Origin of the sequence: Paraglaciecola sp. MB-3u-78, from assembly GCF_002835935.1 — a bacterium.
In the GTDB taxonomy this organism is placed as follows: Bacteria; Pseudomonadota; Gammaproteobacteria; order Enterobacterales; family Alteromonadaceae; genus Paraglaciecola.
In genome coordinates this window covers 1-24,872 of the sequence record NZ_PJCF01000007.1, presented here as the reverse complement: position 1 = coordinate 24,872, position 24,872 = coordinate 1, and the positions used below count along the sequence as shown (strand labels likewise).

Below are 24,872 nucleotides of genomic sequence, written 5' to 3'. Positions count from 1 at the left end.
AACAAGATGTTAGATCCAAAATTTTTACGTGGTGATATTCAACAGACTGCAGAAAAACTAAAAAGAAGAGGGTTTGAGTTAGACGTAAATTCCTTTATTGAGTTAGAAGAAAAGCGCAAGTCATTACAGATTAAAACCCAAGAATTACAAAACGAACGCAACGTGCGTTCTAAATCTATTGGTCAAGCTAAAGCTTCGGGCGAAGATATTCAACCTCTTTTAGCAGAAGTGGGAAAGCTAGGTGATGAACTAGATTCAGCAAAAGCCGAGTTGTCGGTGTTGTTAGAAGAAATTACTGCTCAGTCACTAACTATCCCCAATTTACCCGACGACTCAGTGCCGCAAGGTGAAGATGAAAATGACAACCTTGAAATCAGTCGCTGGGGCACGCCGCGTGAATTCGATTTTGAGATAAAAGATCACGTAGACATAGGTGCAAACCTAAGTAAGGGTGTTGATTTTGATGCGGGTGCAAAATTGGCTGGCGCACGTTTTGTGGTGATGCGTGGACAAGTTGCTAGGCTTAATCGTGCTATTGCTCAGTTTATGTTGGACTTACATACCCAAGAACATGGCTACGAAGAAACCAACGTACCTTTATTGGTCAACCATGAAAGCATGACAGGCACAGGTCAATTTCCTAAATTTATGGGTGATGCCTTTCATACTAAACCTGCTACAGAAGAAGGGCAGGGTTTGTCACTTATTCCCACATCAGAAGTGCCCTTAGCTAATATTGCACGTGACGAAATTTACGCAATGAAAGATTTACCGTTAAAAATGACGGCTTTTAGCCCATGTTTTCGCAGTGAAGCAGGATCCCATGGCCGTGATACCCGAGGGCTGATCCGCTTACATCAGTTTGAAAAAGTAGAGTTGGTGCAACTTGTCACACCTGAAACTTCTTTTGATGCATTAGAAGAGTTAACCGGGCACGCTGAAAAGGTACTGCAATTACTTGAATTACCTTATCGTAAAATGTTGTTATGTACTGGCGACATGGGCTTTGGAGCTTGTAAAACCTATGATTTAGAAGTATGGATCCCGGCTCAAGATACCTATCGTGAAATTTCATCATGTTCAAATATGTTGGACTTCCAAGCCCGCAGAATGCAAGCCCGCTTTCGTGAAGAACAGGGTAACAAACCTGAACTGTTACATACTCTTAATGGTTCAGGGTTAGCTGTTGGACGAACTCTAGTGGCTATCCTAGAGAACTATCAGCAAGCTGATGGCTCTGTTGCTGTTCCTACAGTCTTACAGCCTTATATGGGAGGGTTGGAGAAGATAGGCTAGAGGGGTAGTTTTTATTTGAGTTGGGGAAGGTGAGCTTTGACTCACCTTTTTTGTTTTATATTCAAAAGGGTTGGGGTAATCGAACCTGCCCCTGCTCCCGCAAGTTAATGTAGATTTCAAGCCTTTAAGGCATATGCTTCGCATACTGTCATCCCGCGCGGCGTCCGCATGACATTTTTCAAACGCATCCCTTCGTCCAACCTACTTTTTTGCTACAGCCAAAAAAAGTAGGCAAAAAAGGCCGCTCGAGGGCAATGCTCTTCATCCGGTAATTTTGCAAATTAAGCAGGTCGTGATGATCCGCTCCCGGCGGTACATCACTTAATTGGCTATCCCGCGCGGCGTCCGCATGCCAATTACCCTACTGAATTCACAAAATAACCGGCGAGCATTCAGTCGAGGGTAAGTCAAAAGCATCGGCGTTGCCGACTAAGATATTGCTTCGCAATTAATGAATATGGATTTGTTGTTAATTTAAGCTGACAATTAGCGCTAAGTTATCGTGAGTGTCCCGATAGCGTTTTCCAGACGGCGCACCGCTCAATTGCCTGTCCATGGCGATTACCCTACTAAATTGAAGTAATAGTTGGCGAGCTTTGAGTCGAGGGTATGTCAAATGCTTAAAAGCATCAGTGACGCTGATTTCAACGAACCTGCCCCGTAGGTTCTGGAATAGTTATGTTTTTGGTCATTTATGATAATATCTAGCGGATAATAAAAAACTAAATAATGGATTATTAATGTCTAGAAGTACCAATCAACAGGATGACGTGGTCAACCTAATACGACCACCTTAGTTAAGCTACTTTTTGTAATTCATTGTTTTCTCTTTCAAAGTCATTAGGACTTTGGTAATCCAAGTACGAATGAAGTCTATGGCTGTTGTACCACATGGTCATGTAATTCAATATATCTTGTTGGGCGCTAAATCGTGTTGAGTAATTGCGCCAATGCACCCGCTCTTGTTTTAGGCTTCCAAAGAAACTTTCTGCTACAGCATTGTCCCAGCAACATCCTTTTTTACTCATGCTCCCTACAAAACCATATGTCTTTATAAGGCGTCGATAAGCTTTGCTGGCGTACTGTACGCCTTGATCTGAATGCACAATCAATCCTGCTTTCGGTTGTCGTTGCCATATCGCCATGGTTAATGCGTCACAGACTAAACTGGCCTTCATTCTTGAACTCATACTCCAACCCACGACTTTGCGTGAATATAAATCAATCACCACAGCTAAATACAACCAGCCTTCTGATGTCCAAACGTAGGTGATATCTTGCACATAAGCTTGGTCAGGCTTTTGTGCTACAAAGTCTTGCTTAAGTACATTGTCATAAATAGGCTTTTTATGGTCACTGTTGGTGGTGGCTTTATATTTCTTTTTATACCGCACCCACACGCCTGCTTCTTTCATCAATTGGGCTGTTTTCCTGCGACTCACAGGAAAGCTCAGCGCATTCAATACTTTTTGAATGCGTCGTTCGCCATAGGTATTATCGCTGAACTTGGCGATATCCTTTACCCATTCCAGCATCTCTTGATGCGTTAGATCATCAGGTTTATTCGTTTGACGCTTCTGATAACTGTAATAATTGTTACTTTGTACACCGAGCAGCCTGCACATTAAGCGCACAGGCCAGGTCTTCTTATATCGGGTAATAAACGAATACTTCACTTCGTTTCTTTGGCAAAGAAGACCGTCGCTTTTTTTAATATTTCACGCTCCATTTCGAGACGCTTGACTTGCCCCTTCAAGCTGCGGATTTCGGCTTGTTCGGGTGTCAGGGTGCCGTTACCTCGAAAAGCATGACCATCATCGTCTTCGGCCTCTTTGAGCCAACGACCGAGTATCTGAGGACTGAGGCCTAAATTCCTAGCGGCCTCGACTCGACTGTATTTTTGCTCTACCACCAATGCGATGGCATCCAATTTAAATTCTTTTGAGTATTTCTTACGTGCTGTCATTATCTATCTCCAGTTAAGCTTATTATGTCTTAACTGAGGTAGTCGGATCTAGTTAACCACGTCAGGATCTTATTAAACAATTGGAGGAGCTTGCTGTTTTAGATGGCAGGTTCAGTGATATTGAATGTATCAATTGCCACGATGTTGGAGTGAGAAAAGGAGTGACAGCCTTAGTATTCAGCGCATTTGATACTGTTGAGGAAGAAAAGGTTGCGATAAAATTCTTAGACCCTGATTTGTTAGGAGATTCATATCGACAAGCAGTGTTTGAACGAGAACCTGTAATATTAAAACTTTTAAATGGAAAAAAACGCTGTTTGGCAATAGTCCACGGTCCATCTAAGTTCGATTGGGCATTCGATGTGGCAGGCAATTTGAGTTCTTTACCCATTAAGTTCTTTGTAACCAATTGGTTGGATATTGATGTTGAACCGTATTTCGTTTGTCAGGACAAATATGACGCTTTGGAAAAACTAAATGTTTTTAGAAATACAGTTCTTGCTACAGCTTCCTTTCATTCCGAGGGTATTTCACATAGAGACCTGAAATCTGATAATTTCAGAGGTTTTGATGAAGATGGAAATTTAGTAGTTGTTGTTATAGATTTTGGTACGGCTGCTCATTATGATATGCCTCCTGCAACATCATCTTCAGATTATCCAGATATGTCTGTTGGTGCTCCAGCTTTTTCTGCTCCTGAGTCTCTTATCGGTCTAGCTGGATACCGTAATGTTGGAAAATCAACAGACATTTATGCTCTAGGAGCTTTACTATATCAATTGTTCAATCCCGAAATTTTTGCAATTGCTAGAGAAAAAAATGTTCATTTTTTGCAATCCTTGACCTTTCTCAAAGCAAAAATGGCAAGCGTTAAGTCTTTTGAAGAAAAAGAAGAGTTATGGGCCTCAGAATTGAAGCCATTTAAATATATTTTGGAACCACCAAAAATAGAAGGAAACGGACATTCGATTCCTAGTTCCATAATAAATATCCTAGATACATTGCATCGAAACATGACTGTCTTTGATTATAATTTACGTTTGTCGGATTTGGATACTGTTCTAAAAAAAGTGGACAGTGCTATTAGGGTATTAACCAACCAAAAACTAGATCGGCAACGTGCGCATAAAAGAAAGGTTATGAGAGAACATCGAATAAATAAACTCTGCTTAAAAGAAAAAAAATTGACTGACTATTTGGCCCTGAAGAATCGATTGGAATCAAAATGTTAAATTCCAAGTCTGAAGTTAATGATAGAGATGTGAAGATTGTTCCAAGGTCAATAGATATCATCTTTTTTGATCAAAACTCTCCCATTGCAATTGAGATACCCTCAGCAGAAGAATTGTCTGAGTTTCGAATTGGGTATGAATTAAAATTATCCATTCCAGAAGTCTCTCAAAATGATGTATTCAATTTGCGATCACAATATCAAGATGAATTTAAAAGATTGGTTGAGAAATTTGATGATAAGGATATTTCAAAAACATATCTTTTGAATTTGGCAGATTTAGCAGAATATTCCAACGACAATGAAAAAGCTTTTACCTATATTAAGAGGGCTATTGAGTTAGACGAGACAAATTATTCTAAGAACAAGCTAGGTGATAACTATGTTAATCGGGGATTAAAAGAAGACGCGAATAAATATTTTAATTCTATAGCTAGCTCTGGTAATGGTTATGCACATTTGCGTACAGCATATTTTCATCTGCTAAATAGAAATTTAGACGGGGCAAGCCTTCATATAGAACAGGCCTTGGCAATAGACCCTTTAGATTTTAAGTCGAGACTATTTCATGGAGCTTTGTGCTTATATAAAGGTGAATTAGAAAAGGCTATACGTTCATTTAAAATAGCATCAGAAGAAGAACCTAATTCTTCAGTTGCTAAAGTTAATTTGGCTGCATCTTATTGGAAGTTGGGATTACACGGTAAGGCTTACAAATCGTTAAAACGCGCTATAGTTTTAGATCCATATGATGAGAATGCCATTAGCTTTTATGTGGATGTATCACACATTTTAGGTAAGGATGAAGAATGTATACCAATACTCGAAAAGTTCTTAGAATTTGAACAAAAAAAAGAACATATTTGGGGACAATACGCTAGAGCTTTTTACTCTGTTGGAAAACGTAAAAATAATAAGGTGATGTTACAAAAAGCATTAGAGGCATTGAGACATCAAGAAAGTTTCACCTCATCTTCTGGTGTTTGGAACAATTTAGGTCTATGTAAGTGGGCTTTGGGAGATTTTCATTCATCTGAAAAATACTTAAACTATTCCTTAAAAAAATCACTAGAAAATAGTTCAAATATTGCAGTGCCTTTATATAACTTATGTGGACTGATGATTCAAAATGAAAAACATGAGGCATTTAGTAAAGTATTCGAATCTTGTTTGCATTTATTAGAACCAGAAAATGAATCTTTAGCATTGCTTGAAAAAATCAAGCTCCAACATGTGATTCTTACAGAAGCCAATAGTAATCGGAAAGAGGCTGTCAACCTAGCAATCAAATATCTAGAAGATGACCTTGCAGATTTAAATGTAAAGTTGGATTTACTAGTCAGAATATTGTATTTCCATACCACTTCAGAACCTGATCTAAAAATTGTTTTATCTGTTAAAAATGAGGTTTTACTTCTAGTCAAATGTGAGGATAAGAGTCTTAGAACTGACCTAAAGGAACGAGCAGTTAACAATTTAGCATTCGCCTATTTGAACTTCGGGTTGATTGAGGAAGTGGATGAATTTATTAATTTAATGAGCAATTCTTTTCATATAGATCCTTTTACAACAGCAACTTTAGGCATGTATAAAATCAAGAAAGGAAATTTGGAAGAGGGGGTAAAACTATACTACGAAGCTATTTCTTTGTTATCAGATCAAAAAACAAAAAAACGATTCAAACAAAGAATGAATTTTGAAATAGGTAAGTTTTATCTAGAACATGATGAACCTAGGAAATCTGCTAGGTACTTAAAAAGAGCATTAGAGGAGAAACAAGGATTTAATTTTGTGAAGAAAGAGATAACTAAGCTGCTAGATGAGTAAATAAAAGGAGTCGTTGTGAACCTGCTACAGTTTAACGGACACTTTAATAAGAGACAATTAACCGTCAAATATTAAGGGGCAGATTCAAGTTTGAAGTGCATAACCTCTAAGCGGCTATAGCCACCATGTGTTCAGCCATTAATTTGGCTGGCGTTTTATAATTTAGTTTCTTTCTTGGCCTATCATTAAATATCGGGGTCAGAACAAAGTTAAATAAACCATAGACTATACTCAATATTTGGTTAACTCAGAGATAAGGAAATCCTATGAGTCGTTTAAAACAAAAGGGTCGTAGTCAAATTAAATGTAAATATTGATTAAAGTAAGTTAACAGGGCACGCATGATAATAATGAACTATTTTTGTTCATTAATTCCAACCTCTCGAGGCTGTGCCTCGGTTTTTCCGCATTTAATGTTTCAACACAAAATGTTTGTTTTTGGGGGGGAATTAACGTGACTGTCTAGATTGCGTTATGACAGGGGGTAAGTCGAAGGTAACGGGTGAAGAAAGTAAAAATACTATACTTTTAAAAATAGATTTATCACGATAAATTCATATACCGAGTGTATTGTTTTGTATCGGTAATAATATGAATTATCACTTCTTTTGTTTCATCAAATATTTCAAAGTATGCTACATAATTTGTATTTTGAGGGTATATAAACTTACGAATTTTATTTTTATATATGGGGTGTTTTGTTGGAGAAAATGATAAAGATTTTACAAGTGCTTTATTAAGTTTTAGTACAAAGTTACTTGCTATACTGAAATTTTTACTATTGTTGAATATATAATCAAATATGTTTTCTAAATCTTGTTTCGCACCCTCAGAAATATTAACTGTAAAATATTGCACTATAACAAACTAGCCCTAAACGCTAGGTCAAACACTATGTCGAGTTTTTGCTTGAGCAAGTAAGTTTGTCATAAATTCATCATTAAATTCTGAATATTGTCCATTACGCACTTGCTCTTGGGATTTTGCTATTTTTCTATCAATAACACGTTCAGCCACAACTGAGATAATCATTTGTTCTGCTTCAATTTCAGAATGTGCTGATCCATCATGAACTTGCTCTTCAATAAGATGATCTATTGTTTGTGCTAATGCGACCATAATTTTACCTCGCTAAAACTATACCTATTATTTTAATATAATTGTTAAAATTTAACCAGTTTACTTTTTATCAGATGCTGGTACTGAGTTGTAGCCAATTTAAGTGAAAATATTGATTAACGCTCATATTTAATTAAGAAAATCACCAACTAACGCCCTTATTTTAGCTGTGGGATCTTATTTTTAGCGGCTGTTTTTACGCATTGATTACAAACATTTTGCAGGTTTAGGTAAACCTGCAATTTTTGTTGCTTGTTTGGCAGGGCCTTTTGGGAAAAGCTTAAACAGATATCGGCTATTACCTTTTTCTGGGCCAAATTCATTGGCCATGGCTTTAACTAAAGCTCGCATCGCAGGGCTGGTATTAAATTCAAGGTAAAAATAGCGCACAAAATTCACCACTTCCCAGTGGTTATCGGTTAGCTGAATATTTTCTGTCGCAGCCAAAATTGGAGCTAATTCAGCTTGCCAATCTTCAACATTGAGTAAGTAACCAGCTTTATCTACTGCCAATTGTTGGCCATTAAATTCAAAACTATATTCCATGACTTACCAACTTATGACTTGTTTACATTCAAGGGTGAGAGCCACAAATTCAGGATAGGATATACCTTGATATAGATTGTTCTCTATTATTAACCCTCTGGCCTGCACGTCTTCATTTAATACATAAATCGGCCCTTGTTCGAGCAAACTATCGACTAAATCCCCTTTAACCATGGCATATACGGCATCTTGTATTAGTAATAATTTATCTGTCGGCTGTATTCGTTTTAGGCATTGCAGCAATGTTTGGTCTGCAAATGGACTGGTCGATATTTTATGTAAAATCATTAAAACACCATCACTTGTGCACTTTCACTAATTAATGCGGTAAGTTGATCTGATTCTATTAGGGTGACGGGGATCAATAGGTCTGTTACCTCAAGGTTTCGCTCTAATAGGCTCTGTTGGCAAACGTAGATATTATCTATATCGTAAAAGCCCAAAGCAGCGAAAGTCTTGTGATAGGCTTTGTGTTGTATCGTATCTGGGGTTTGCCGTTTAACTAATTGTAATACGCTATCTTCGATGAAAAACAGATTCACGTCTTGACCAAAGTTACTCATAGCTAACGCCATATCCAGACTCTCCTGACCATTAACCCTTCCGTAAGGGGCTGATTTATTCAGGATGGCGATAGTAGAGGCCTTCAAAATTGCACCAACCTATCACTATCAGCCAATAATATGGCTAAATCGCCTAATCCTACAGATTGAAATTCAGGCGACAAACTATGATGTATTTGGTCAGAGTCCTCAGCGTCTTGGGCATTGGTAATGCCACGCTTGGTAGCAGCACTGACACACACCATAAGTGGAATGTTGTGATCTGCTGAGAGTTGTTTCCATGCTTGATGCAAATTGAATTCATCTGATGGTATTAGCTGTAATTCACTGCCATTTAAAGTGCCATCTTGATAAAAGAAGATACCTTTTATTAGATGAGTTGACTCTACTGCTGCCAAAGCAAAGCGATAAGCACTATAAGCACTTTGATCGGAGTAGGGTGCTGAGGTAACCAATAAGGTAAATGACGACATAATTAAACTTTAAGTGCTTTTGGCAAATGTAGCATAAGTAATGTAAAAAAACGCCCCAGCAAGCTGAGGCGTTTTTAAAGTTAAGACTTTTTGCTGTTAATCATCACCACCGAAGACACCTAAAAGGTGAAGGATGGAAGTGAACAAGTTGTAGATATTCAAATACATGGATACTGTCGCACGAATATAGTTAGTTTCACCACCATTAATTATGCGGCTTGTGTCATATAGAATTAAGCCAGACATAATAAACACTATTGCTGCACTAACGGCAAGACTAAGAGCTGGAATACCCAAGAAGATGTTAGCCACTGAAGCTACCACAGCTACAATTAGACCCACTAGCAAAAAACCGCCCATAAAAGAAAAGTCTTTTTTGGTGGTTAATACATATCCAGATAATCCGAAGAATACCAAGGCTGTGGTACCAAGAGCTTGAAGAATTGTTTCAGAACCACCTGGAAAGCCTGCATAGTGATTTAACATTGGCCCTAAGGAAGCGCCCAATAAACCTGTAAAGACAAACACAAACAAAATGCCCATTGAGCTCTGTGCTGCTTTATTTAGGAAGAAAATCATAACTAGCGCACCTAGACTCATCATCAAAGCTGTGCCACGCCCTAGACCCATTGACATTGCAATTCCGGCGCAGACTGCGCTGAATGTTAATGTCATCGCCAACAACATATAAGTATTACGAAGTACTTTGTTGGTTTGCAATACCGATGCTTCACCTGCACTGCTGTAGGAAGATCTTTGTTCCATTGTATTCTCCAAAACGTAAGTTAAAATGATTCTATATTTATAGTGTCTTTGTATGGGGTTTGGTTCACTTTTTCAAGTAATAACGTATTTAATTCTTCACCCCAATAGTAACTTGATGTAAATGCGCTCAATCCGTTCAAACTATAATCAATCAATCCCTTTTGTTCAATTAGTACTTTACAAGCTCTAAAAACGTCACTATTATTCGCATCCTCAATTCGGGGCAGCAGACAAGTTTAGTTCTGCATCAACGAATTGTAGTAAAACTCGGATAGCTGGCAGAGCTCGGTTTAATGCACCTGACTTGAAATCAGACGTAGGGTCAAACCTACCGGGGGTTCGAATCCCTCGCTATCCGCCATATTCAAAAGAGCCCGCTTAATTGCGGGTTTTTTGTATTTGAAGGGTAGCGAAGTAAACCCCCTCGCGGTGCTAGTTTCAAGTACGATACCGATGACTCCCATCTAGTCGCCTAAATACTCAACAAGCACTCCTCCGCAAATTATGATTTCATCGGCTTTTCCTCTCGTTATTCTGACTAATTCAAAACCCTTTCACTGTCTAAAGCCTGTTTCGCATGACTTTTTATCTGATCGGCTAAATCTAATGGCAATCCCAATGCTCCGGCTAGTTTATTTAAATAGTTGTGTTCAGAAGCATTATCTAAATCAATAGCTAGACAAGAGGCTAAATACACCTCAGATTTTTGCTCCATGCCTTGTGTGTTATGTGCCAATTCTTCCACATAAATAGGTTGTCTGAGTAGGTCGAAGACTAACCCTTTCATTTCACTGCTCAAAGACATCTGCTCCACAGCATCAAAAATCCGCTTTTGTTCAACTTCATCAATGTGTCCGTCAGATTTAGCTGCGCCAATCATGGCTTTTATCAACGTAAGTTGAAAATCTTGGGAAACCTCTGGCACCGCTCTTTGGTTACCTGAGTCGTGAGATTGTGGTGCTGAGATATGCTGTGAACTATATCCTGTGTTATGGCCTGTATTAACTGTTGATGATTGCTGATTGTTTTGCTGCCAATTTTTATAAGCCTTAAATGCGATACCGCCAATTAAAGCAGCGCCTCCGACTGTGGCGGCCTTACCTGCAAATTTTCTTCCTTTTTTACTCCCCACTAATAGAGCCATTACGCCACCGGCTGCTGCTCCACCCATTAATCCAGAGCCAAGGCTACTGCCTTTAGTATTGTGTTGAGTTGAGGAACTGCTCGTATTCGAACCAGTAAACTGATTTAACAAGTTTTGAAAATTCATGTAGCAACATCCTTAAATAGAATACAAAGTCTCATTACTTAGCATTTCATTCTAGGATCATGCTATTTGCTTTTATTGCACAGTAAAAGTCGTATTTTAAGTAAGGAAAGATCGGAAATAACGATGTGTTGGTTGCAATCCAGTTATGCAACTATCACCAAAGAATAAGCCTGTTTAATGACATCGGTGTAGCTTGCTTATGCAAACAACATTGTGCGAGCAGTGTCACAAATTGCAGCAACAGCAGGGTGTTTAACTTTACGCTCAGCGGTAATTGCATAAAACGTTTGTTTAATGGCCTCCACTTTGCCGATTATTTCTACGTTAAAATTAAAACACACTTCTTCTGCAATGATGGTTGGCATAAAGAAGATCCCAAGTCCTGCTTGACCAAAGGACTTCATCAAAGCGCTGTCATCAAACTGGCCACGTATATTGGGGTATATTTGTTGCTCTTCAAACCAGAAGTCCACCGAGCGGCGTATCGCATATTGTGAGGTTGGTAATAATATGGGTGCATTATTAAGAGAATGGGGGAAATTAGGTCTATATTTTTCCGCCAGTTGTTTATTAGCAAAAAACGTCAAACTACTTTCGCCAAGTTTGTGATTATATGCCTTGATGCTTAGCGCCCCTGTCAAAGGTGTATCACTGAGTACCATATCTACTTTATGTATTGCCAAGTCTGCCAGAATACTTTCAACTGGCCCTTCACGACTCGTTAGGCTGATATCTTGATCAATTTGCAATCCGGGTTCAATAATTTTTTGAACAATAGTTTTTGGTAACGCACTGGCAGCACTGACTATAAATTCAGCGGGTCCTAGTTTTGGGTTGCCACGCAACACATCCCCTAGCTCTCTGCCCAAATCAAAAATTTCATCTGCGTAACCCAACACTAAACGCCCCGTTTCGGTGAGGCGTAAACCGCGTCCTTCTCTGGAAAATAGGCTATTCCCGATACTATCCTCTAACAGCGAAAGCTGGCCGCTTATAGTTTGTGGTGTGATGTGTAACTTTTCACTCGCCTTGGCAATACTGCCTTCATGAGCCACCATCCAAAAGTAATGTAAGTGTTTGTAGTTAAAGTTAATGGTCATCTTTATGCCTCTCGCAGAAATTAAACTCATCGGTTTAATCGATGAATTTTATAAATAATAAACGATTTTTTCTTTGTATTCTATGTTGCTAACGTTAATTTTCAACATACATTTATCATCCCACAGCATTGTGAGGTGATGATCCTATTATCCCAAATGAGAGGTTTCTATTATGTTAGTTCATATTCAATCCAGACATTTTTCTTTATCTGAAGCACTAAGCCGGTATGTAAAAAACAAAGTGCAAATAATGCTCGGCAGATATGAATCGAAAATTAGTAGAGTTGACGTTAATCTATTTGATATCAATGGACCCAAGGGAGGCGAGGATAAGTGTTGTAAGATTATCGTCAAAATTAATAGTACTAGCTCGGTGGTGGTCCAAGAAACCGCCGAAGACTTGTACGATGCAATTAATACTTGTACACGTCGAGGTAGAAGAGCCGTTAAGCGGCAACTTAGCCTTCATGTTAGAACACGAAGAAAAATCAAAGAAATTTTACTATTGACCAGCAAAGAGGCTGAAATACCCAATACTCTGTATTAACTACATAGGTCTGAGGTGCTCTGTTCAACCGCATCGAGAGCACCCTCAAGGTATCCGGGATCAATGCTTGCAAATTCACTGCCGATAAAATGCAGGTGAAGTGCAGCAAGCTCTTGTCGATGATTTGAGAGGGTGAATTCCGGATGACGAGAGGCTTCAAGGCTGTCGTTTGTTGTACAAATAAATTGATCAGTGGCCCAATCTTTATAATAACATTCTGTAAAATCATAGGCATCTGGGCCATAACAGGAAACAAGTTGCGCTAAACAGGCATCTTTTAGTTGTTGTTCTGTCATTTGGCTTCTGCGTGCTGCGGGCCAACCCATAAAACCGAATAAACCATGGTGTTGATTGTTATCGGTTGACGCATCATGTGTTTCAACCATAGGCTCCGTTTGACTGAATATTTGCCCTGATAGCCCTTGTTTACGCCAAAAAGGGGTCGCGTAAGTTGCCACAAATTTAGCTTGCCCAGCCATCCATGTTTGTGAATTTTGAAGATGGGCGAGTAATAATTTTGATATCCACTGTTTATTTGTTAGGAACTTAGCAATGATCCTAGGTGGCATAGCTAACATCAATTGGTCGGCACTAAAGCTTTGCTCAATGCCATTGTGAGTGGCTGACAGTTGCCATAAATTTGTGTGTCTCTCAATGTTTGTGATGACATGATTGAGTTGAATGTTGTTTTGATCAAGTGGATTTTGCAAAGCCGTTATAAGCGACTGAGTGCCGCCTTGGATCTTCAATAATTGTAAATCGCCAGCACCTTTGATCCGCCGAGGTGGCTGTTGTTCAGACATTTGATAAAGTACATCTCCAGTTGCATAATGATCGAAAAGTGAAATATCGAGTTGTTTCACTAAAGCCTGTATCTTTTTTTGATGGGGGAATATCCACGCAGGGCCTAAATCAAAGTAGTGGTCGGTGTTTTGTTTATCCTGAACCCCTAGAATGCGTCCTCCAAGCCTAGACTGAGCCTCTAGCAATAGATAAGGAATACCTTGCTGTTGCAGTAAATATGCCGCGTACAAGCCGGCTAAGCCTCCACCTACTATGATAACTTTTTTATGTTGCAAGTGATCTCCTCAACAAGTGAGTTGGCTGATAAAGGTAAAATTCACAGCAGCATATGCAATATAAATCTACCTGTAGATAGGTTTGTGATGTTAGTTTTGACTTTGGTACTTGTCAAGTGCTTACCACTGCCTGATAATTGGCAAATAAGGGGACTTAACATGACCAAAAAACAAGCATTGCTAAAAGCGGCAGAAGATAAAGTACGTTCTGGCGGCTACAGTAATTTTAGCTTTAGAGAGCTTGCCAAAGAAGTTGGGATTAAAAGTGCCAGTGTCCATTATCACTTCCCGACAAAAGCTGATTTGGGTGCTGCGTTAGCTCGGCAATATACAGATTATTTCATGGATTTACTGGGCGATCCGGGCGAGATACACAAGGCAGATAAAAGTCCGATTCAAGTATATACAACACAATTTAGACGGGCATTACTTGAAGATAAAAAAATGTGCCTCTGCGGTTTGTTAGGTGCTGAAACGGATTGTTTACCAGAAAAAGTACAACAAGAAACCAAACGATTCTTCAGGTTAAATCTAGAGTGGTTGCAAGTTGCCCATAAATTGAATGACCCCATTGACGTTGAGCAAAAAGCAGCGAGTACCTTATCGCTATTAGAAGGGGCAATGATGGTGAGCAAAGCATTAGGTGATAATTGTTTCTTCGACCAAGCGACGAATAGCTTAAAATGATAGCAATTTATCCTAAAATTTGCCTTCTCAATGATATGTGAAAATACTTAATCTAGCCTTTTTAAATGGTTTTGCTATTTCTGCTGAACCATAACTCGATTGAAAGTCACTGGAGGGCACTGTGAGTGGCGTATTATTAGAAAATTTTGGTATGGCAGGTCAAAAGTTAAGCTAACAATTCTAGTTATTGCGACTTTCAGTATGGTTTTGTTAGGTAATCCTTTATGCTCTTGGTTATCGATACTGTTGTTCATTGATAAGTATGATCACTTTCAAACAAAAAAAGAGTCAACCTGAGCTTAATAAAGTTACCACCGATATGCCGCTTAACTGCCGTTGTGGTGGTAAGCCTAGCGAACCACAAGCCATTGCAAATTGCGAAAATAGATGGGTTATTCGATGTCAGGTTGAACAATGTTACGCGTATAATATTGGTCAAGGATTAGCAGATACCATCCAAGGTTGGAACAGACTCAGTACTCATTTTTACCGATAATAATAATAAAGAGATCCTTACCTTGATTAAACTGCTGTTAGTAGATGACCATGAATTAGTCAGAACGGGAATCCGTCGTATTTTAGAAGATGTATCCGATTTTGAGGTGGTGGGCGAAGCCACCAATGGTGAAGATGCGGTAAAATTTTGTCGGAATCATGCTCCAGATTTAGTGTTAATGGACATGAGTATGCCTGGCATTGGTGGATTAGAAGCCACAAAGCAAATTCTACGTTTTTCTGAAGATACTCGCGTCATAGTGTTATCCGTACATAAAGAAAATCCGATTCCCGCAAGAGTGATGCAAATCGGGGCCTTTGGTTATTTAACCAAAGATTCTGATCCTGAAGAGATGATCAAAGCAATATACAAAGTGGCTGCGGGCCAAAAATATGTGTCGCCCGATATAGCCCAACAAATTGCACTAGGGCAACTTAATTTAAACGACAGTAACCCTTTCGAGCAATTATCAGAACGAGAGCTCGAAATTACTTTAATGTTAACCAAAGGCGCGAAAGTGCCCGATATAGCGGTATACCTCAATATCAGTGCCAAAACGGTCAACACTTATCGCTACAGAATGTTTGATAAGCTCAAGGTCAGTACTGACGTTGAGCTTACTCATCTTGCTTTGCGGCATAAATTGATATTGTCTGATCAATTGTAAACTCGCCCACAGCAATGAGTATCAGTAATGTCGAACCTTTCGACCACCAAGCCTTTCTCAAAAACCTGACTAACCAACCGGGCGTATACCGGATGTACAATCAGAAAGAGGAAGTGATTTATGTAGGGAAAGCAAAAAATCTAAAAAAGCGGGTTGCTAGCTATTTTCGAAGCACGGTTGATAGCATTAAGACTCGGTCGCTGGTTAAACAAATTTGTGAAATGGACGTCACAGTTGTGCACAGTGAAGCTGAAGCCTTTATTCTCGAAAATAACTATATAAAAAAATATAAACCTCGCTATAACGTGCTGTTAAGGGATGATAAGTCTTATCCCTTTATCTTTCTATCTGATCATATCCACCCAAGATTAAGTAATCACCGAGGCCCAAAAAAGCTCAAGGGCGAATACTTTGGCCCTTATCCCAGTGCTTGGGCGGTGCGCGAAAGTTTACGCACCATGCAGCGCTTGTTCCCCATTCGCCAATGTGAAGACAGCTATTACCGCGCTAGAACACGCCCGTGTTTACAATACCAATTACAACGCTGCGCTGGCCCTTGTGTAGAAGGTTTGGTAAGTGAGGAAGAGTATGCACAACAAGTGCAATTCGCTCGGTTATTTTTAAAAGGGAAAAACAAACAAGTTATTGACTCTTTGGTTGCCAAAATGGAACAAGCCAGTATTGACCTTAGATTTGAAGCTGCAGCTCGGTATCGCGACCAAATTGGCGCTTTAAACAAGGTGCAAGAACAACAATGGGTCAGTGGTAATCAACAAGAAATGGATGTATTTGGTTTTGCCTATCGCAATGGTATTGCCAGTATTCAAGGTTTGTTTATTCGTGACAATAAACTACTCGGTAGTAAAAGTTTTTATCCCAAAGTACCAGCCCAGTCCAGTGATGCAGAAGTGTTTCACTCCTTTATTTTGCAGTTTTACCTTGCAGGCAATAAAATTATTCCCCAGCAAATCGTGATCCCCTGTGAGTTAGAAGATCAACCCGCAATCGAGGAAATGTTAAGCAAACAAGCCGGGCGTAAAATTCAGTTCTACAAGGGAGTGCGAGACGAAAAACGTCGTTATCTCAACTTAGCCAACACCAATGCTGAAACGGCTTTGGAGTCACGGCAAAGCCATCAAAAATCAGTGTTTGCTCGTTATATCGAATTAGAACAAATCTTAGAGTTTGAACAACCTATCCAGCGTATGGAATGTTTTGATATCAGCCATACGTCTGGTCAACAAACCGTGGCGTCTTGTGTGGTGTTTAATAGGGAAGGGCCCTATAAAACCGATTATCGTCGCTATAACATTGAGGGCATTACCCCTGGAGATGATTACGCAGCCATGGCCCAAGCGCTCGCGCGGCGTTATCGAGATGTAAAAGACGAAAGCAAAATCCCTGATATTTTATTTATTGATGGCGGTAAAGGGCAACTTGCCCAAGCTGAGACCTACTTCGATGATTGGAAACAAGATAAAAAACCACTATTAATTGGTGTTGCAAAAGGCAGTAGTCGAAAAGCAGGCTTAGAAACCCTGATAATGGCAGGTAGTCACGCGACTATTCCCATGGCCGGTGACTGTGCCGCATTACATTTAATCCAGCACATTCGTGATGAAGCCCACCGTTTTGCCATAACAGGGCACAGGCAAAGGCGTCAAAAAGAAAAAAACACCTCAAAGTTACAGTCCATTCCTGGGGTGGGTTCAAAAAGAAGGCAAAGTTTACTAAAGTATATGGGGGGGTTACATGGAATATTGCAGGCTAGCAAAAGCGAAATTGCTAATGTACCGGGCATCAGTGAAGAGCTTGCCGAAATTATTTATGACCATATTCACAATTGAGCTTTGAAATAATCCCCTGCATGTGGGTTAATGTCTTAGTTTTAGAGCTTAAACCATTCATTTTACGATTACAGGGAATATAGAAAGTTAGATGTGGACTATTCCTAATATCATTACGATGATCAGAGTGTTACTCATACCTGTGTTTGTTGGTGTCTATTTTTTAGATTGGAAATGGGCACACCAAGCGGGGGCTGTTATATTTTGGTTTGCAGCCATCACTGATTGGTGTGACGGTTACCTAGCGCGAAAGTTAAATCAGACCACCGCTTTTGGTGCGTTTTTAGATCCCGTGGCCGACAAACTCATTGTGGCGGCCGCCTTACTATTAATTACCCATAGCTACCAGACACCTTGGATAACTGTACCTGCTATTTTATTAATGTCTCGAGAAATCTATATCTCAGCGTTAAGAGAATGGATGGGACAGCAGGGAAAACAAGACTTAGTCAAAGTATCCTTCATAGGCAAATCTAAAACCATGGCGCAAATGTTAGCGTTAATTGGTTTACTGTCAGAAATGGAATACTTTATGGGCATACAAATATATTGGGTGTCACTGGGATACATATTATTGTATTTCGCCGCAGTATTGTCTTTCTGGTCAATGGTGGTTTATACAAAAGCCGCATGGGACGATCAGAAAAATGTCTAAAGTTTTCACTAATAAATTCCTTTTGTGCAAATTTAGCGCGTTTAAGTCAAAATTCAGCCAGTCAGTTCAAAAACCTGCTTTTTGTGGTTGACACATATTACTTTGAATGTAGAATGCAGCCTCAGATTTAGGGAGCCAAGCGAAACATTGCAAAGCAACATAAATCTGATGCAAGGATTGCATAGTAAACCAAGCGGGAATAGCTCAGTGGTAGAGCACAACCTTGCCAAGGTTGGGGTCGCGAGTTCGAATCTCGTTTCCCGCTCCAAATTTAAATTTGGATGAAAAAAGCAAAGTCTGTATGATTTGTTAGGCTGCGACCCCAAGGGGTAGCAATAGGAGCGCCGACCGGATGCAAATCTTGTTTCCCGCTCCAATTTCTTCTAAGAAGAAATTAAAGATAAGATATTTAGCGGAATGGCGGAATGGCAGATTGGCTATGCAGCGGATTGCAAATCCGTGTATCTCGGTTCGACTCCGGGTTCCGCCTCCAAATACTCTTAACAATACCAGCTTGTATTTATACAAGTACCCCCCGTGCCCGGGTGGTGAAATTGGTAGACACAAGGGATTTAAAATCCCTCGTTCGTAAGGACGTGCCGGTTCAAGTCCGGCCCCGGGCACCATTTTATTTTTATGTTCCTAAGAAGCTTTCTGATTTACCTTTTCATTCCAATCGTTAAACTTATAACATCCTTTATATCCCAGCTTATGCTCTCTCGAGCATTGATATACCGGGCGGCGACCGCATGTGATATTTCTAGCAGAATCCTTAATGCTATTCATCTTTCTATTCGACAAATTTGGCTTCTTCTTCGCAAGCTGATTCAAACTCTTTAAATTAGTCAATCATCATCCCTGATGATCGGCACCCTAGCTCGACCTCTTTGTCGAGCTGTTCAATTGTGCGAAACCGTGCTTCTAATGAATCCAGTTTCACCCTACTTAATTGAAGTAATCGTTGGCGAGCCTTGAGTTGAGTGCAGAGAAAGAGCAAAAGATTAAACATCGGCTTAGCCGATAACTGCTTTGGTGTCTCAGCGACCGTTTTCTTGCTTTTAAAGTTATAGTGAAGGCGCTTCTCGTATTTTCATGTAAAGTATTGATTTAATATATTTTTTTACTGATTTTTTATAATGTGTATCTCAATAAGCTATCATTTCCTAGCTCGATTATACAGGGAATCGTTTAACTCTGGTTTATCGCTTAAAAAGGCAGTGAAAAGCCAGCATTAAGTGCAAATGCATGAGCCTGTTTACGATGCCATGAATCTGTCATAAAACGAATATATCCGTAAGGCATAACATAGCCTAACTCTATCGCTTTAGCTTGAATATGCCAGGCCAGAAACACCGCATTATTTTCATTTATGGGCTTATTTAGTCCTAACTGATAATGACTAAAATAACGCGTATGATAACTTTTTGTATAATAGTTAGTTCCCGTTTCAGTCGTATAACTTATTTTACCTCGCCATTTTTTTGGTAGTTCTTGATGATAATCTACAACACGACCTTCAAGCACAGGCGATGTATCTAATTGTCCATTTTCAGTTAAACGATGTACTTGCCAACGATTAATTTGGCTGAATAATGCATCACGCCAATATATTCGACTAAAAGCATCGTTTATTAATACAGCAAACTGCCATTGTTGGTGTATTTTCCAGGCAACGGCAACATCAAACGTAACACCCTCGCCTTCTGCATCAGTTTCAGGATATGGTAACAGTTCATTATGCGCGCTATATATGTGAGCAGGCGCATCAAGCTGAAAATCATCTATTCCTTGCCAAATAGCCTCTCCTCGTAACCTGGCTTGATAAAAATCTGACGTTTTTAAATAACTGCCTCCAATAGCTAAGGTGATATTTGACGGTAGTTGCCATCGATAAGCGACTTTTAAACCTGAGGCCTCAAGGTGACTCATTTGTAACCCAAGCTGATATTTCTGTTCCGCAACAAAGCCCACATCATTTTTAGTCTGGTGATAAAAGTGGGCGGTATCGTTGGTAAATTTATAAAAATAATCAAGTCGCTTGATCACGCTAAAGGAAAAATTTTCATAGTTAACACCAAAGGCAAGCTGACTGGATGAAACCGCATGATCGCCATAATCTAGGTCACCATTAAATTTATTTATAAAACTAGCTATAGACGTTGGCTCACTATAACTATAACTATCGATGCTAAAAAAAATTTGATTATCAGCTTGTTGAGAAAATGTACCGGCTGACACTGAAAGACAAACGAATAAAATAAATAGACGAATAGACATAAATTTTCTTTCAAATAAATACAATAAAAAGGGCGACTTATGCCGCCCTTACTTAATTTTGGTTAAAATATTAACTAGAGCACTTCAAAACTGCCATCCTGGTAGGTGATGATAAAGATATCACTGTCAGTATCTTCCTCTATGATTGCTGCTTGTTCACCATCAATCATAATGTGACCCGTCACCGTACATAGATCGGTCTCAACATTACAGGCTTCAGCCAGCATCAAAGTATTACCATTTTGATCTGTCACTGTCATTTCTACATCATCACCTGCTACGGCCACATCAATCTCTAAGCGATCAGAACCCACAGCAATATCGAGCGATAATAATGCCGACTCTAAACCTGTCCGCGTGGCCGTGAGCATTATTCCGGTAATAGCAGAGGAGCCTGCCAGGTCAAATTCCAGAGCGATACCAAAATCAACACCAATAAAATTATCTTCGGTTTCACCCAGAATGTCACTTTGACTTTCAAAACTAGTGACACTATCAATAAATTGACCCGCTTGGTAAAAATCAGTCCAGGAAGAGATTAAATTGTCAGTTTGAATATGAACACTGGTGTCAGGATCAATATTTATGGTGATACTGGCGGTCACCGATTCACTACCCTGGCTAAACGTACCACTTAAAGTCAAATCAAACTCATCGAGCGTAAAACTGCTCTCTTGCGTTTCAGTATAGCCAATACAATCAGTAGTACCATCAGGACTCCCGCTAGCATCACAATCTAAGATTGGACCATCCTCTACGCTTGCTGCCAACGATTCTGTTGCGTCATCGATAGTCAGACCTAGTTGCCCGGTAAAGCTGATCGGTGCCTCGCCTGTTAACTGGGCTAAAGTAATATTTAAATCCGCTGAAGCTAAGGTGACATGGGTGGTTTCAGTGTATTCAAAACCGTTTTGTGATTCGCTACTATTAAAGACATCATCTAAATCAATCGAAATATCACCTGAATTAATCGTCATCGCGACATTGACTGAACTGATCGTACCTGAAATGGCTAAACTACCCACACCGGAAAATTCTTCATCCGTCATAGTCAAATCCTCAACGATTTCTAAAGCAATCGTCGCTTCAACATCAACATCAAGTGCTACTGAGCCAGTGACAGTATCGGGGACTACCATATCGATACTGTAGGTATCCCCCGTACTCGCACTGGTAATAGTGACTGTAATGTCTAATTCAGATCCGTTAGTCACAGTATATGCAGTTAAGGCGGCTAAGCCGGCATCGATTGCTGCCATATTAGCTTCATAAGCAATTACTAACGCGGTACTGATGGGATCTAAGCTGTCAAAAATAGTATCAAGATCAACTTCGCTAACAAGCTCAGTTGCCAGTTCAAAGCTAGCAATAAAGGTTGCTTCATCAGAGCCTTCATAAGTTGCAGTCAGACCAAAAGCACGAACACGCTCAACCATGTTTTTGGCAGCTTGTACGCGGTTTTGAACGGCGGGATTAGCGGGCACTACCACTTTAGTTGAATCCGGTTCTGCTGCTTGAGCCTGCATTAATAATAATTCTGTCGTTGATTCAAGCGTGCCTAAATCAACGCCAGCAAAGCTAGGGTTTTTAATAATGGCCAAGGCTTCTGCAAATATCTCGGCTAAAGATACGGTTGCCCCATCAGTCGACTCATTATTCATCATCTGACCATTATTAGCGGCAAAATCGGCAATCATGGCAGCTAAAGCGTTGTCTGGAGAAGTACCGACAGCAGCATCGACAAGGGCAGCCGCTAATAATGCAGCATTTAATATAGCCGCTTCAGGTGCTTCGCCACTCGCAGCATTAACGTCATCAGGATTGGTAAGGTTGACAACTTCAAGCTCGGTTAACTTGCCAGTAATATTAAATAATGCAGCAACATGAGCGTTAGCTTCCGCTACCGTAGTAGCATCAAATATTGTTGCGTTTTCCGCCAGGACTGCAGCAAGAGTCGTCATTGCAGTAATGTTAGTCGTGACGTCTTCACCTTCTTGAACATCCGATACCACTGCTTTCAAGCTGAAATCACTTGTCAGTGCAAAATCTTGCCCAAAGGCAACGCCATTACAACCTGCAAAAACATCACAGACCATGACTGAATCAGTTCCAGCCGTTATTTCGATAACGATAGGCCCGGTATAATCTTCAACAGTAAGTGAATATGATCCTTTCGAATCCGTTGTGCCTTCTACTAATGCTGTCGTATCCGTAACACCATTGGTTACACCATAAATCTTAACAATACCGTTTTTGATAATACCTTTTATCGCAGTACCACCAATATTAAAGGTTTGAGGTGTCGAACCACCGCCGCCATCTGGTGAAGAGCTACTACCGCTGCCACAGGCAGTTAAAAAATAAGTTACAAGTATTGTACTGGCAAAAACGTTAACTAAACGATTCATAAATATTCCTTATAATAAACCTGAAGCGGCCCATCGATAGAAAAACTACCGACAGAATTAGAGATATGAGTGTAGGTTACAGTTAACAATACCTCCAAGCTAATTACGGTTGTTTTTTAAACCTCACTTAATGTTGACTTAGATCACTTTTACTTGCTTATTGGTAAGGATGTACATCATGAATAGAATTTTAAGGGGGAGGAATTTAAAAGGACCGTAGTCAATTTAAATAGTAGTTTTCTCACTAATCTGTGGGGTTTTCAGAGAGGTTAAACATTAATATTGCTTATGTCAGCTATTTGGCTGGTCTGTGCACAGACTGTGTAAAAACTATTAGAAGTTAGAACTTGATGAAATAATTCTCCACAAAGCTTAATATTTTGAAGTGAAATTTAATCTTAAAACCCACATCCGCAGCCAAATCGACAACTTTATAGCTGTAGTTATCCACTGACTCTCAAAAAGTCGACTTTTTACACAGACTGTGCCATAAACGGTCATACAGCATCCATTTTTTCTGAATTCTGTATGGCAAGTTAGCCACTATTGCGAACGGTCGAGTGTCAGGAGACAATAGGCTTTAGGACCCATCAAATCTGCCAACGCAAAATGGAAGACCATCAATTTGAACCTAAACTCAGGGCCTAATAAAAAGGTTGATAAAATCTCATAGTTGAATGACAAGCCGATTAAGATTGTCTTCTGTATAGAGCGAATGACAAGCCCGCTAAGCCCAGCGACAACAATATAACCGTTCCGGGTGCGGGGGCCTCAACGATTTGCTTCGTAACACTTTCTGATACACCATAAAAACTATAATCATTTTCGCCTTGATCAAAATCAAAGTTAATCCATACAAATATCTGGTTAAATGCTAATCCTGTATATGATTCAACCTCACCTAGTTCGTAATTATTGTTATTCTCCCCATTTGAAGTCGTGCCTGTCCTAACGATCTCATTGGTTTTAAACCTATTCTCGTCGTACCGTATTGGGTTGGCTAAATTACCGTCCCATAAATCCTCACCCGATGTCGCAATTATTTCTCCATTTGTGTTAAATATATTAACGGTATCACTATCCAAATTACTTATTCCGGTGTTTACCTGTGCGTTTACTGCCGATGTACTAGCCAACGCTGTCCACTCTAAACCTAAGGTACTCGTGACCGTGCCAGATAGGGCTAGATTACTCACGAAATCGTTGTAATCGCTGATGTCGGATGAAGTGGCATCTCGAGTGGTGCTCGTAACAAACACCACCCTGTACTTGTCACCCTCATTTAGGTTCGCTATTGCCTCTATAAGTGTGGCCGATGCAGTGCCCGAAACACTCAGTACTCCGAGGCTTATGAATATTGCGTAACTGCAAGTTGTTAAAACCATTTTTAAAAATTTAAATGTCATGTGTTATTCCTTTTACCCACTCCCGAAATTGAAAATGGTGAACCAAAAGTGAAATCTTACCTTTGAAGGAATATCCGCATAATTCACGCCGCAACATTTTAATTAATTAAAAACAATAAGTTACATAAAACGGGTTTGTTTAAAAATATCAATTGTGTAAATAAACCTGACACAATACTCACTAAGTAATTGACTGAAATCAACTCCGTATGATGATAAGTGTGACTGGCTACGCAGGTTACAGCGTTAAACAGGTATGAATGACTTTACCAACATGGCCAGACGAACCAAACAACAATGGCAAGTGCTTGTAGAGCAACACACCCAATCAGGACTGACTACACGCGACTTTTGCCAGCAGCTCAATATTCATTTACAAACCTTCTATTTTCGCCGCCATGCCTTAGGTCTGGCAACACCAACGAAGCGAAGTAAAACAATGCCTATCACTGCACCGACTAGCCAATTTGTGCAAGCAAAGTTGGTCAATCATAATAGCTCAATAGTCATGCAAACGCGTGAAGCCCAATTATCCTTTTCTAGCACCTGCGACCCGCTGTGGGTAGCCATTCTGCTAAAAGGATTGGCTGTATGAGAATGTTTTTCGACCCAGTTGCTGTGTATTTATATCCCCAAACTGTCGATTT

At 39.8% G+C, this 24,872-nt stretch carries 24 protein-coding genes and 4 tRNA genes; 14 read left to right on the top strand and 14 right to left on the bottom strand.

Annotation, left to right across the window (positions count from 1 at the left end; all coding sequences use genetic code 11):
• The first annotated feature begins 6 nt into the window (after nucleotides 1–6).
• Nucleotides 7–1,296, top strand: coding sequence for a serine--tRNA ligase (serS, locus tag CXF95_RS18855; protein ID WP_101200145.1), 1,290 nt, complete (start codon nucleotides 7–9; stop codon nucleotides 1,294–1,296).
• A gap of 797 nt (nucleotides 1,297–2,093) precedes the next feature.
• Here the strand turns inward: serS and CXF95_RS18850 are convergent.
• Nucleotides 2,094–3,262 (bottom strand): IS3 family transposase gene (locus CXF95_RS18850; protein ID WP_101198285.1). Its coding sequence is split into 2 segments (ribosomal slippage): nucleotides 2,094–3,016 and nucleotides 3,016–3,262, totalling 1,170 coding nucleotides; the frame shifts between segments, so codons are not numbered across the junction.
• Nucleotides 3,263–3,342: 80 nt separating this feature from the next.
• On the opposite strand from CXF95_RS18850, the gene CXF95_RS18845 reads away from it, so the two are divergent.
• Nucleotides 3,343–4,494, top strand: coding sequence for a hypothetical protein (locus tag CXF95_RS18845; RefSeq protein WP_157828183.1), 1,152 nt, complete (start codon nucleotides 3,343–3,345; stop codon nucleotides 4,492–4,494).
• A complete protein-coding gene (locus tag CXF95_RS18840) occupies nucleotides 4,488–6,320 on the top strand; it encodes a hypothetical protein (RefSeq protein WP_101200143.1) in 1,833 nt (610 codons plus the stop codon). The genes CXF95_RS18845 and CXF95_RS18840 overlap by 7 nt, the downstream gene beginning before the upstream one ends.
• A gap of 543 nt (nucleotides 6,321–6,863) precedes the next feature.
• Here CXF95_RS18840 and CXF95_RS18835 read toward each other — a convergent pair.
• The 7 genes from CXF95_RS18835 to CXF95_RS18805 all read right to left on the bottom strand — a co-directional run bounded on the left by CXF95_RS18835 (nucleotide 6,864) and on the right by CXF95_RS18805 (nucleotide 9,786).
• Nucleotides 6,864–7,178, bottom strand: a complete 315-nt coding sequence (locus tag CXF95_RS18835) for a type II toxin-antitoxin system RelE/ParE family toxin (RefSeq protein WP_157828182.1) — start codon at nucleotides 7,176–7,178, stop codon at nucleotides 6,864–6,866.
• Between the two features lie 27 nt (nucleotides 7,179–7,205).
• A complete protein-coding gene (locus CXF95_RS18830) occupies nucleotides 7,206–7,439 on the bottom strand; it encodes a hypothetical protein (protein ID WP_101200141.1) in 234 nt (77 codons plus the stop codon).
• 207 nt (nucleotides 7,440–7,646) lie between these two features.
• Nucleotides 7,647–7,985 carry a TusE/DsrC/DsvC family sulfur relay protein gene (locus tag CXF95_RS18825; RefSeq protein WP_101200140.1) on the bottom strand — a complete coding sequence of 113 codons (339 nt, stop codon included), beginning with the start codon at nucleotides 7,983–7,985 and terminating at the stop codon, nucleotides 7,647–7,649.
• Between the two features lie 3 nt (nucleotides 7,986–7,988).
• A complete protein-coding gene (tusB, locus tag CXF95_RS18820; RefSeq protein WP_101200139.1) occupies nucleotides 7,989–8,273 on the bottom strand; it encodes a sulfurtransferase complex subunit TusB in 285 nt (94 codons plus the stop codon).
• Nucleotides 8,273–8,635 carry a sulfurtransferase complex subunit TusC gene (gene tusC, locus CXF95_RS18815; RefSeq protein WP_101200138.1) on the bottom strand — a complete coding sequence of 121 codons (363 nt, stop codon included), beginning with the start codon at nucleotides 8,633–8,635 and terminating at the stop codon, nucleotides 8,273–8,275. The genes tusB and tusC overlap by 1 nt, the downstream gene beginning before the upstream one ends.
• Complete coding sequence (tusD, locus tag CXF95_RS18810) at nucleotides 8,632–9,021, bottom strand: sulfurtransferase complex subunit TusD (protein ID WP_101200137.1); 390 nt, start codon at nucleotides 9,019–9,021, stop codon at nucleotides 8,632–8,634. The genes tusC and tusD overlap by 4 nt, the downstream gene beginning before the upstream one ends.
• Nucleotides 9,022–9,117: 96 nt before the next feature.
• Nucleotides 9,118–9,786 carry a Bax inhibitor-1/YccA family protein gene (locus CXF95_RS18805; RefSeq protein ID WP_101200136.1) on the bottom strand — a complete coding sequence of 223 codons (669 nt, stop codon included), beginning with the start codon at nucleotides 9,784–9,786 and terminating at the stop codon, nucleotides 9,118–9,120.
• A 269-nt stretch (nucleotides 9,787–10,055) separates the two neighbouring features.
• Between CXF95_RS18805 and CXF95_RS18800 the strand changes: the two genes are divergently transcribed.
• Nucleotides 10,056–10,147 (top strand) — tRNA-Ser (locus tag CXF95_RS18800).
• A 177-nt stretch (nucleotides 10,148–10,324) separates the two neighbouring features.
• Here CXF95_RS18800 and CXF95_RS18795 read toward each other — a convergent pair.
• Nucleotides 10,325–11,056, bottom strand: coding sequence for a tellurite resistance TerB family protein (locus CXF95_RS18795; RefSeq protein WP_101200135.1), 732 nt, complete (start codon nucleotides 11,054–11,056; stop codon nucleotides 10,325–10,327).
• 197 nt (nucleotides 11,057–11,253) lie between these two features.
• Nucleotides 11,254–12,156, bottom strand: coding sequence for a transcriptional activator NhaR (nhaR, locus tag CXF95_RS18790; RefSeq protein WP_101200134.1), 903 nt, complete (start codon nucleotides 12,154–12,156; stop codon nucleotides 11,254–11,256).
• 172 nt (nucleotides 12,157–12,328) lie between these two features.
• Between nhaR and CXF95_RS18785 the strand changes: the two genes are divergently transcribed.
• Entirely contained in the window at nucleotides 12,329–12,703 is a 375-nt protein-coding gene (locus CXF95_RS18785) for an HPF/RaiA family ribosome-associated protein (protein WP_101200133.1), read from the top strand.
• Here CXF95_RS18785 and CXF95_RS18780 read toward each other — a convergent pair.
• Nucleotides 12,700–13,782 carry an FAD-dependent oxidoreductase gene (locus CXF95_RS18780; RefSeq protein ID WP_101200132.1) on the bottom strand — a complete coding sequence of 361 codons (1,083 nt, stop codon included), beginning with the start codon at nucleotides 13,780–13,782 and terminating at the stop codon, nucleotides 12,700–12,702. The two genes, CXF95_RS18785 and CXF95_RS18780, sit on opposite strands and share 4 nt — an antisense overlap.
• Nucleotides 13,783–13,941: 159 nt before the next feature.
• Here CXF95_RS18780 and CXF95_RS18775 point away from each other — a divergent pair, with 159 nt between their 5' ends.
• The 8 genes from CXF95_RS18775 to CXF95_RS18735 all read left to right on the top strand — a co-directional run bounded on the left by CXF95_RS18775 (nucleotide 13,942) and on the right by CXF95_RS18735 (nucleotide 18,760).
• Entirely contained in the window at nucleotides 13,942–14,469 is a 528-nt protein-coding gene (locus CXF95_RS18775; protein WP_198556642.1) for a TetR/AcrR family transcriptional regulator, read from the top strand.
• Between the two features lie 262 nt (nucleotides 14,470–14,731).
• Entirely contained in the window at nucleotides 14,732–14,965 is a 234-nt protein-coding gene (locus CXF95_RS18765) for a hypothetical protein (RefSeq protein WP_101200130.1), read from the top strand.
• A gap of 22 nt (nucleotides 14,966–14,987) precedes the next feature.
• On the top strand, nucleotides 14,988–15,632 hold the full coding sequence (gene uvrY, locus CXF95_RS18760) for a UvrY/SirA/GacA family response regulator transcription factor (protein WP_101200129.1): 645 nt from the start codon (nucleotides 14,988–14,990) through the stop codon (nucleotides 15,630–15,632).
• Between the two features lie 14 nt (nucleotides 15,633–15,646).
• Nucleotides 15,647–17,479 (top strand): excinuclease ABC subunit UvrC, encoded by a 1,833-nt coding sequence (uvrC, locus tag CXF95_RS18755; RefSeq protein WP_369809329.1) that lies wholly within the window; start codon nucleotides 15,647–15,649, stop codon nucleotides 17,477–17,479.
• A gap of 91 nt (nucleotides 17,480–17,570) precedes the next feature.
• Nucleotides 17,571–18,134 carry a CDP-diacylglycerol--glycerol-3-phosphate 3-phosphatidyltransferase gene (gene pgsA / locus CXF95_RS18750; RefSeq protein WP_101200128.1) on the top strand — a complete coding sequence of 188 codons (564 nt, stop codon included), beginning with the start codon at nucleotides 17,571–17,573 and terminating at the stop codon, nucleotides 18,132–18,134.
• 193 nt (nucleotides 18,135–18,327) lie between these two features.
• A tRNA-Gly gene (locus CXF95_RS18745) sits at nucleotides 18,328–18,402 on the top strand.
• Nucleotides 18,403–18,553: 151 nt separating this feature from the next.
• Nucleotides 18,554–18,627: transfer RNA gene (locus CXF95_RS18740), tRNA-Cys, on the top strand.
• A 46-nt stretch (nucleotides 18,628–18,673) separates the two neighbouring features.
• Nucleotides 18,674–18,760, top strand: a tRNA-Leu gene (locus CXF95_RS18735).
• 580 nt (nucleotides 18,761–19,340) lie between these two features.
• On the opposite strand, the gene CXF95_RS18730 is transcribed toward CXF95_RS18735, so the two are convergent.
• The 3 genes from CXF95_RS18730 to CXF95_RS18720 all read right to left on the bottom strand — a co-directional run bounded on the left by CXF95_RS18730 (nucleotide 19,341) and on the right by CXF95_RS18720 (nucleotide 24,225).
• Nucleotides 19,341–20,411, bottom strand: a complete 1,071-nt coding sequence (locus CXF95_RS18730; protein ID WP_101200127.1) for a hypothetical protein — start codon at nucleotides 20,409–20,411, stop codon at nucleotides 19,341–19,343.
• 74 nt (nucleotides 20,412–20,485) lie between these two features.
• Nucleotides 20,486–22,819, bottom strand: coding sequence for a hypothetical protein (locus tag CXF95_RS18725; RefSeq protein WP_101200126.1), 2,334 nt, complete (start codon nucleotides 22,817–22,819; stop codon nucleotides 20,486–20,488).
• A gap of 689 nt (nucleotides 22,820–23,508) precedes the next feature.
• The gene (locus CXF95_RS18720) at nucleotides 23,509–24,225 is read right to left on the bottom strand and encodes a hypothetical protein (protein ID WP_101200125.1); all 717 of its coding nucleotides are present in this window, start codon (nucleotides 24,223–24,225) and stop codon (nucleotides 23,509–23,511) included.
• Nucleotides 24,226–24,481: 256 nt separating this feature from the next.
• Here CXF95_RS18720 and CXF95_RS18715 point away from each other — a divergent pair, with 256 nt between their 5' ends.
• Nucleotides 24,482–24,820, top strand: coding sequence for a hypothetical protein (locus tag CXF95_RS18715; protein ID WP_101200124.1), 339 nt, complete (start codon nucleotides 24,482–24,484; stop codon nucleotides 24,818–24,820).
• The last annotated feature ends 52 nt before the right edge of the window (nucleotides 24,821–24,872 follow it).

What these genes read in the sequence shown, in the direction of transcription:
- serS (WP_101200145.1), top strand. Translation starts at nt 7, where the DNA reads ATGTTAGATCCAAAATTTTTACGTGGTGATATTCAACAGACTGCAGAA.
- CXF95_RS18840 (WP_101200143.1), top strand. Translation starts at nt 4,488, where the DNA reads ATGTTAAATTCCAAGTCTGAAGTTAATGATAGAGATGTGAAGATTGTT.
- CXF95_RS18830 (WP_101200141.1), bottom strand. Translation starts at nt 7,439, where the DNA reads ATGGTCGCATTAGCACAAACAATAGATCATCTTATTGAAGAGCAAGTT.
- CXF95_RS18825 (WP_101200140.1), bottom strand. Translation starts at nt 7,985, where the DNA reads ATGGAATATAGTTTTGAATTTAATGGCCAACAATTGGCAGTAGATAAA.
- tusB (WP_101200139.1), bottom strand. Translation starts at nt 8,273, where the DNA reads ATGATTTTACATAAAATATCGACCAGTCCATTTGCAGACCAAACATTG.
- tusD (WP_101200137.1), bottom strand. Translation starts at nt 9,021, where the DNA reads ATGTCGTCATTTACCTTATTGGTTACCTCAGCACCCTACTCCGATCAA.
- CXF95_RS18805 (WP_101200136.1), bottom strand. Translation starts at nt 9,786, where the DNA reads ATGGAACAAAGATCTTCCTACAGCAGTGCAGGTGAAGCATCGGTATTG.
- CXF95_RS18795 (WP_101200135.1), bottom strand. Translation starts at nt 11,056, where the DNA reads ATGAATTTTCAAAACTTGTTAAATCAGTTTACTGGTTCGAATACGAGC.
- nhaR (WP_101200134.1), bottom strand. Translation starts at nt 12,156, where the DNA reads ATGACCATTAACTTTAACTACAAACACTTACATTACTTTTGGATGGTG.
- CXF95_RS18785 (WP_101200133.1), top strand. Translation starts at nt 12,329, where the DNA reads ATGTTAGTTCATATTCAATCCAGACATTTTTCTTTATCTGAAGCACTA.
- CXF95_RS18775 (WP_198556642.1), top strand. Translation starts at nt 13,942, where the DNA reads ATGACCAAAAAACAAGCATTGCTAAAAGCGGCAGAAGATAAAGTACGT.
- CXF95_RS18765 (WP_101200130.1), top strand. Translation starts at nt 14,732, where the DNA reads ATGATCACTTTCAAACAAAAAAAGAGTCAACCTGAGCTTAATAAAGTT.
- uvrC (WP_369809329.1), top strand. Translation starts at nt 15,647, where the DNA reads ATGAGTATCAGTAATGTCGAACCTTTCGACCACCAAGCCTTTCTCAAA.
- pgsA (WP_101200128.1), top strand. Translation starts at nt 17,571, where the DNA reads ATGTGGACTATTCCTAATATCATTACGATGATCAGAGTGTTACTCATA.
- CXF95_RS18730 (WP_101200127.1), bottom strand. Translation starts at nt 20,411, where the DNA reads ATGTCTATTCGTCTATTTATTTTATTCGTTTGTCTTTCAGTGTCAGCC.
- CXF95_RS18725 (WP_101200126.1), bottom strand. Translation starts at nt 22,819, where the DNA reads ATGAATCGTTTAGTTAACGTTTTTGCCAGTACAATACTTGTAACTTAT.
- CXF95_RS18720 (WP_101200125.1), bottom strand. Translation starts at nt 24,225, where the DNA reads ATGACATTTAAATTTTTAAAAATGGTTTTAACAACTTGCAGTTACGCA.
- CXF95_RS18715 (WP_101200124.1), top strand. Translation starts at nt 24,482, where the DNA reads ATGAATGACTTTACCAACATGGCCAGACGAACCAAACAACAATGGCAA.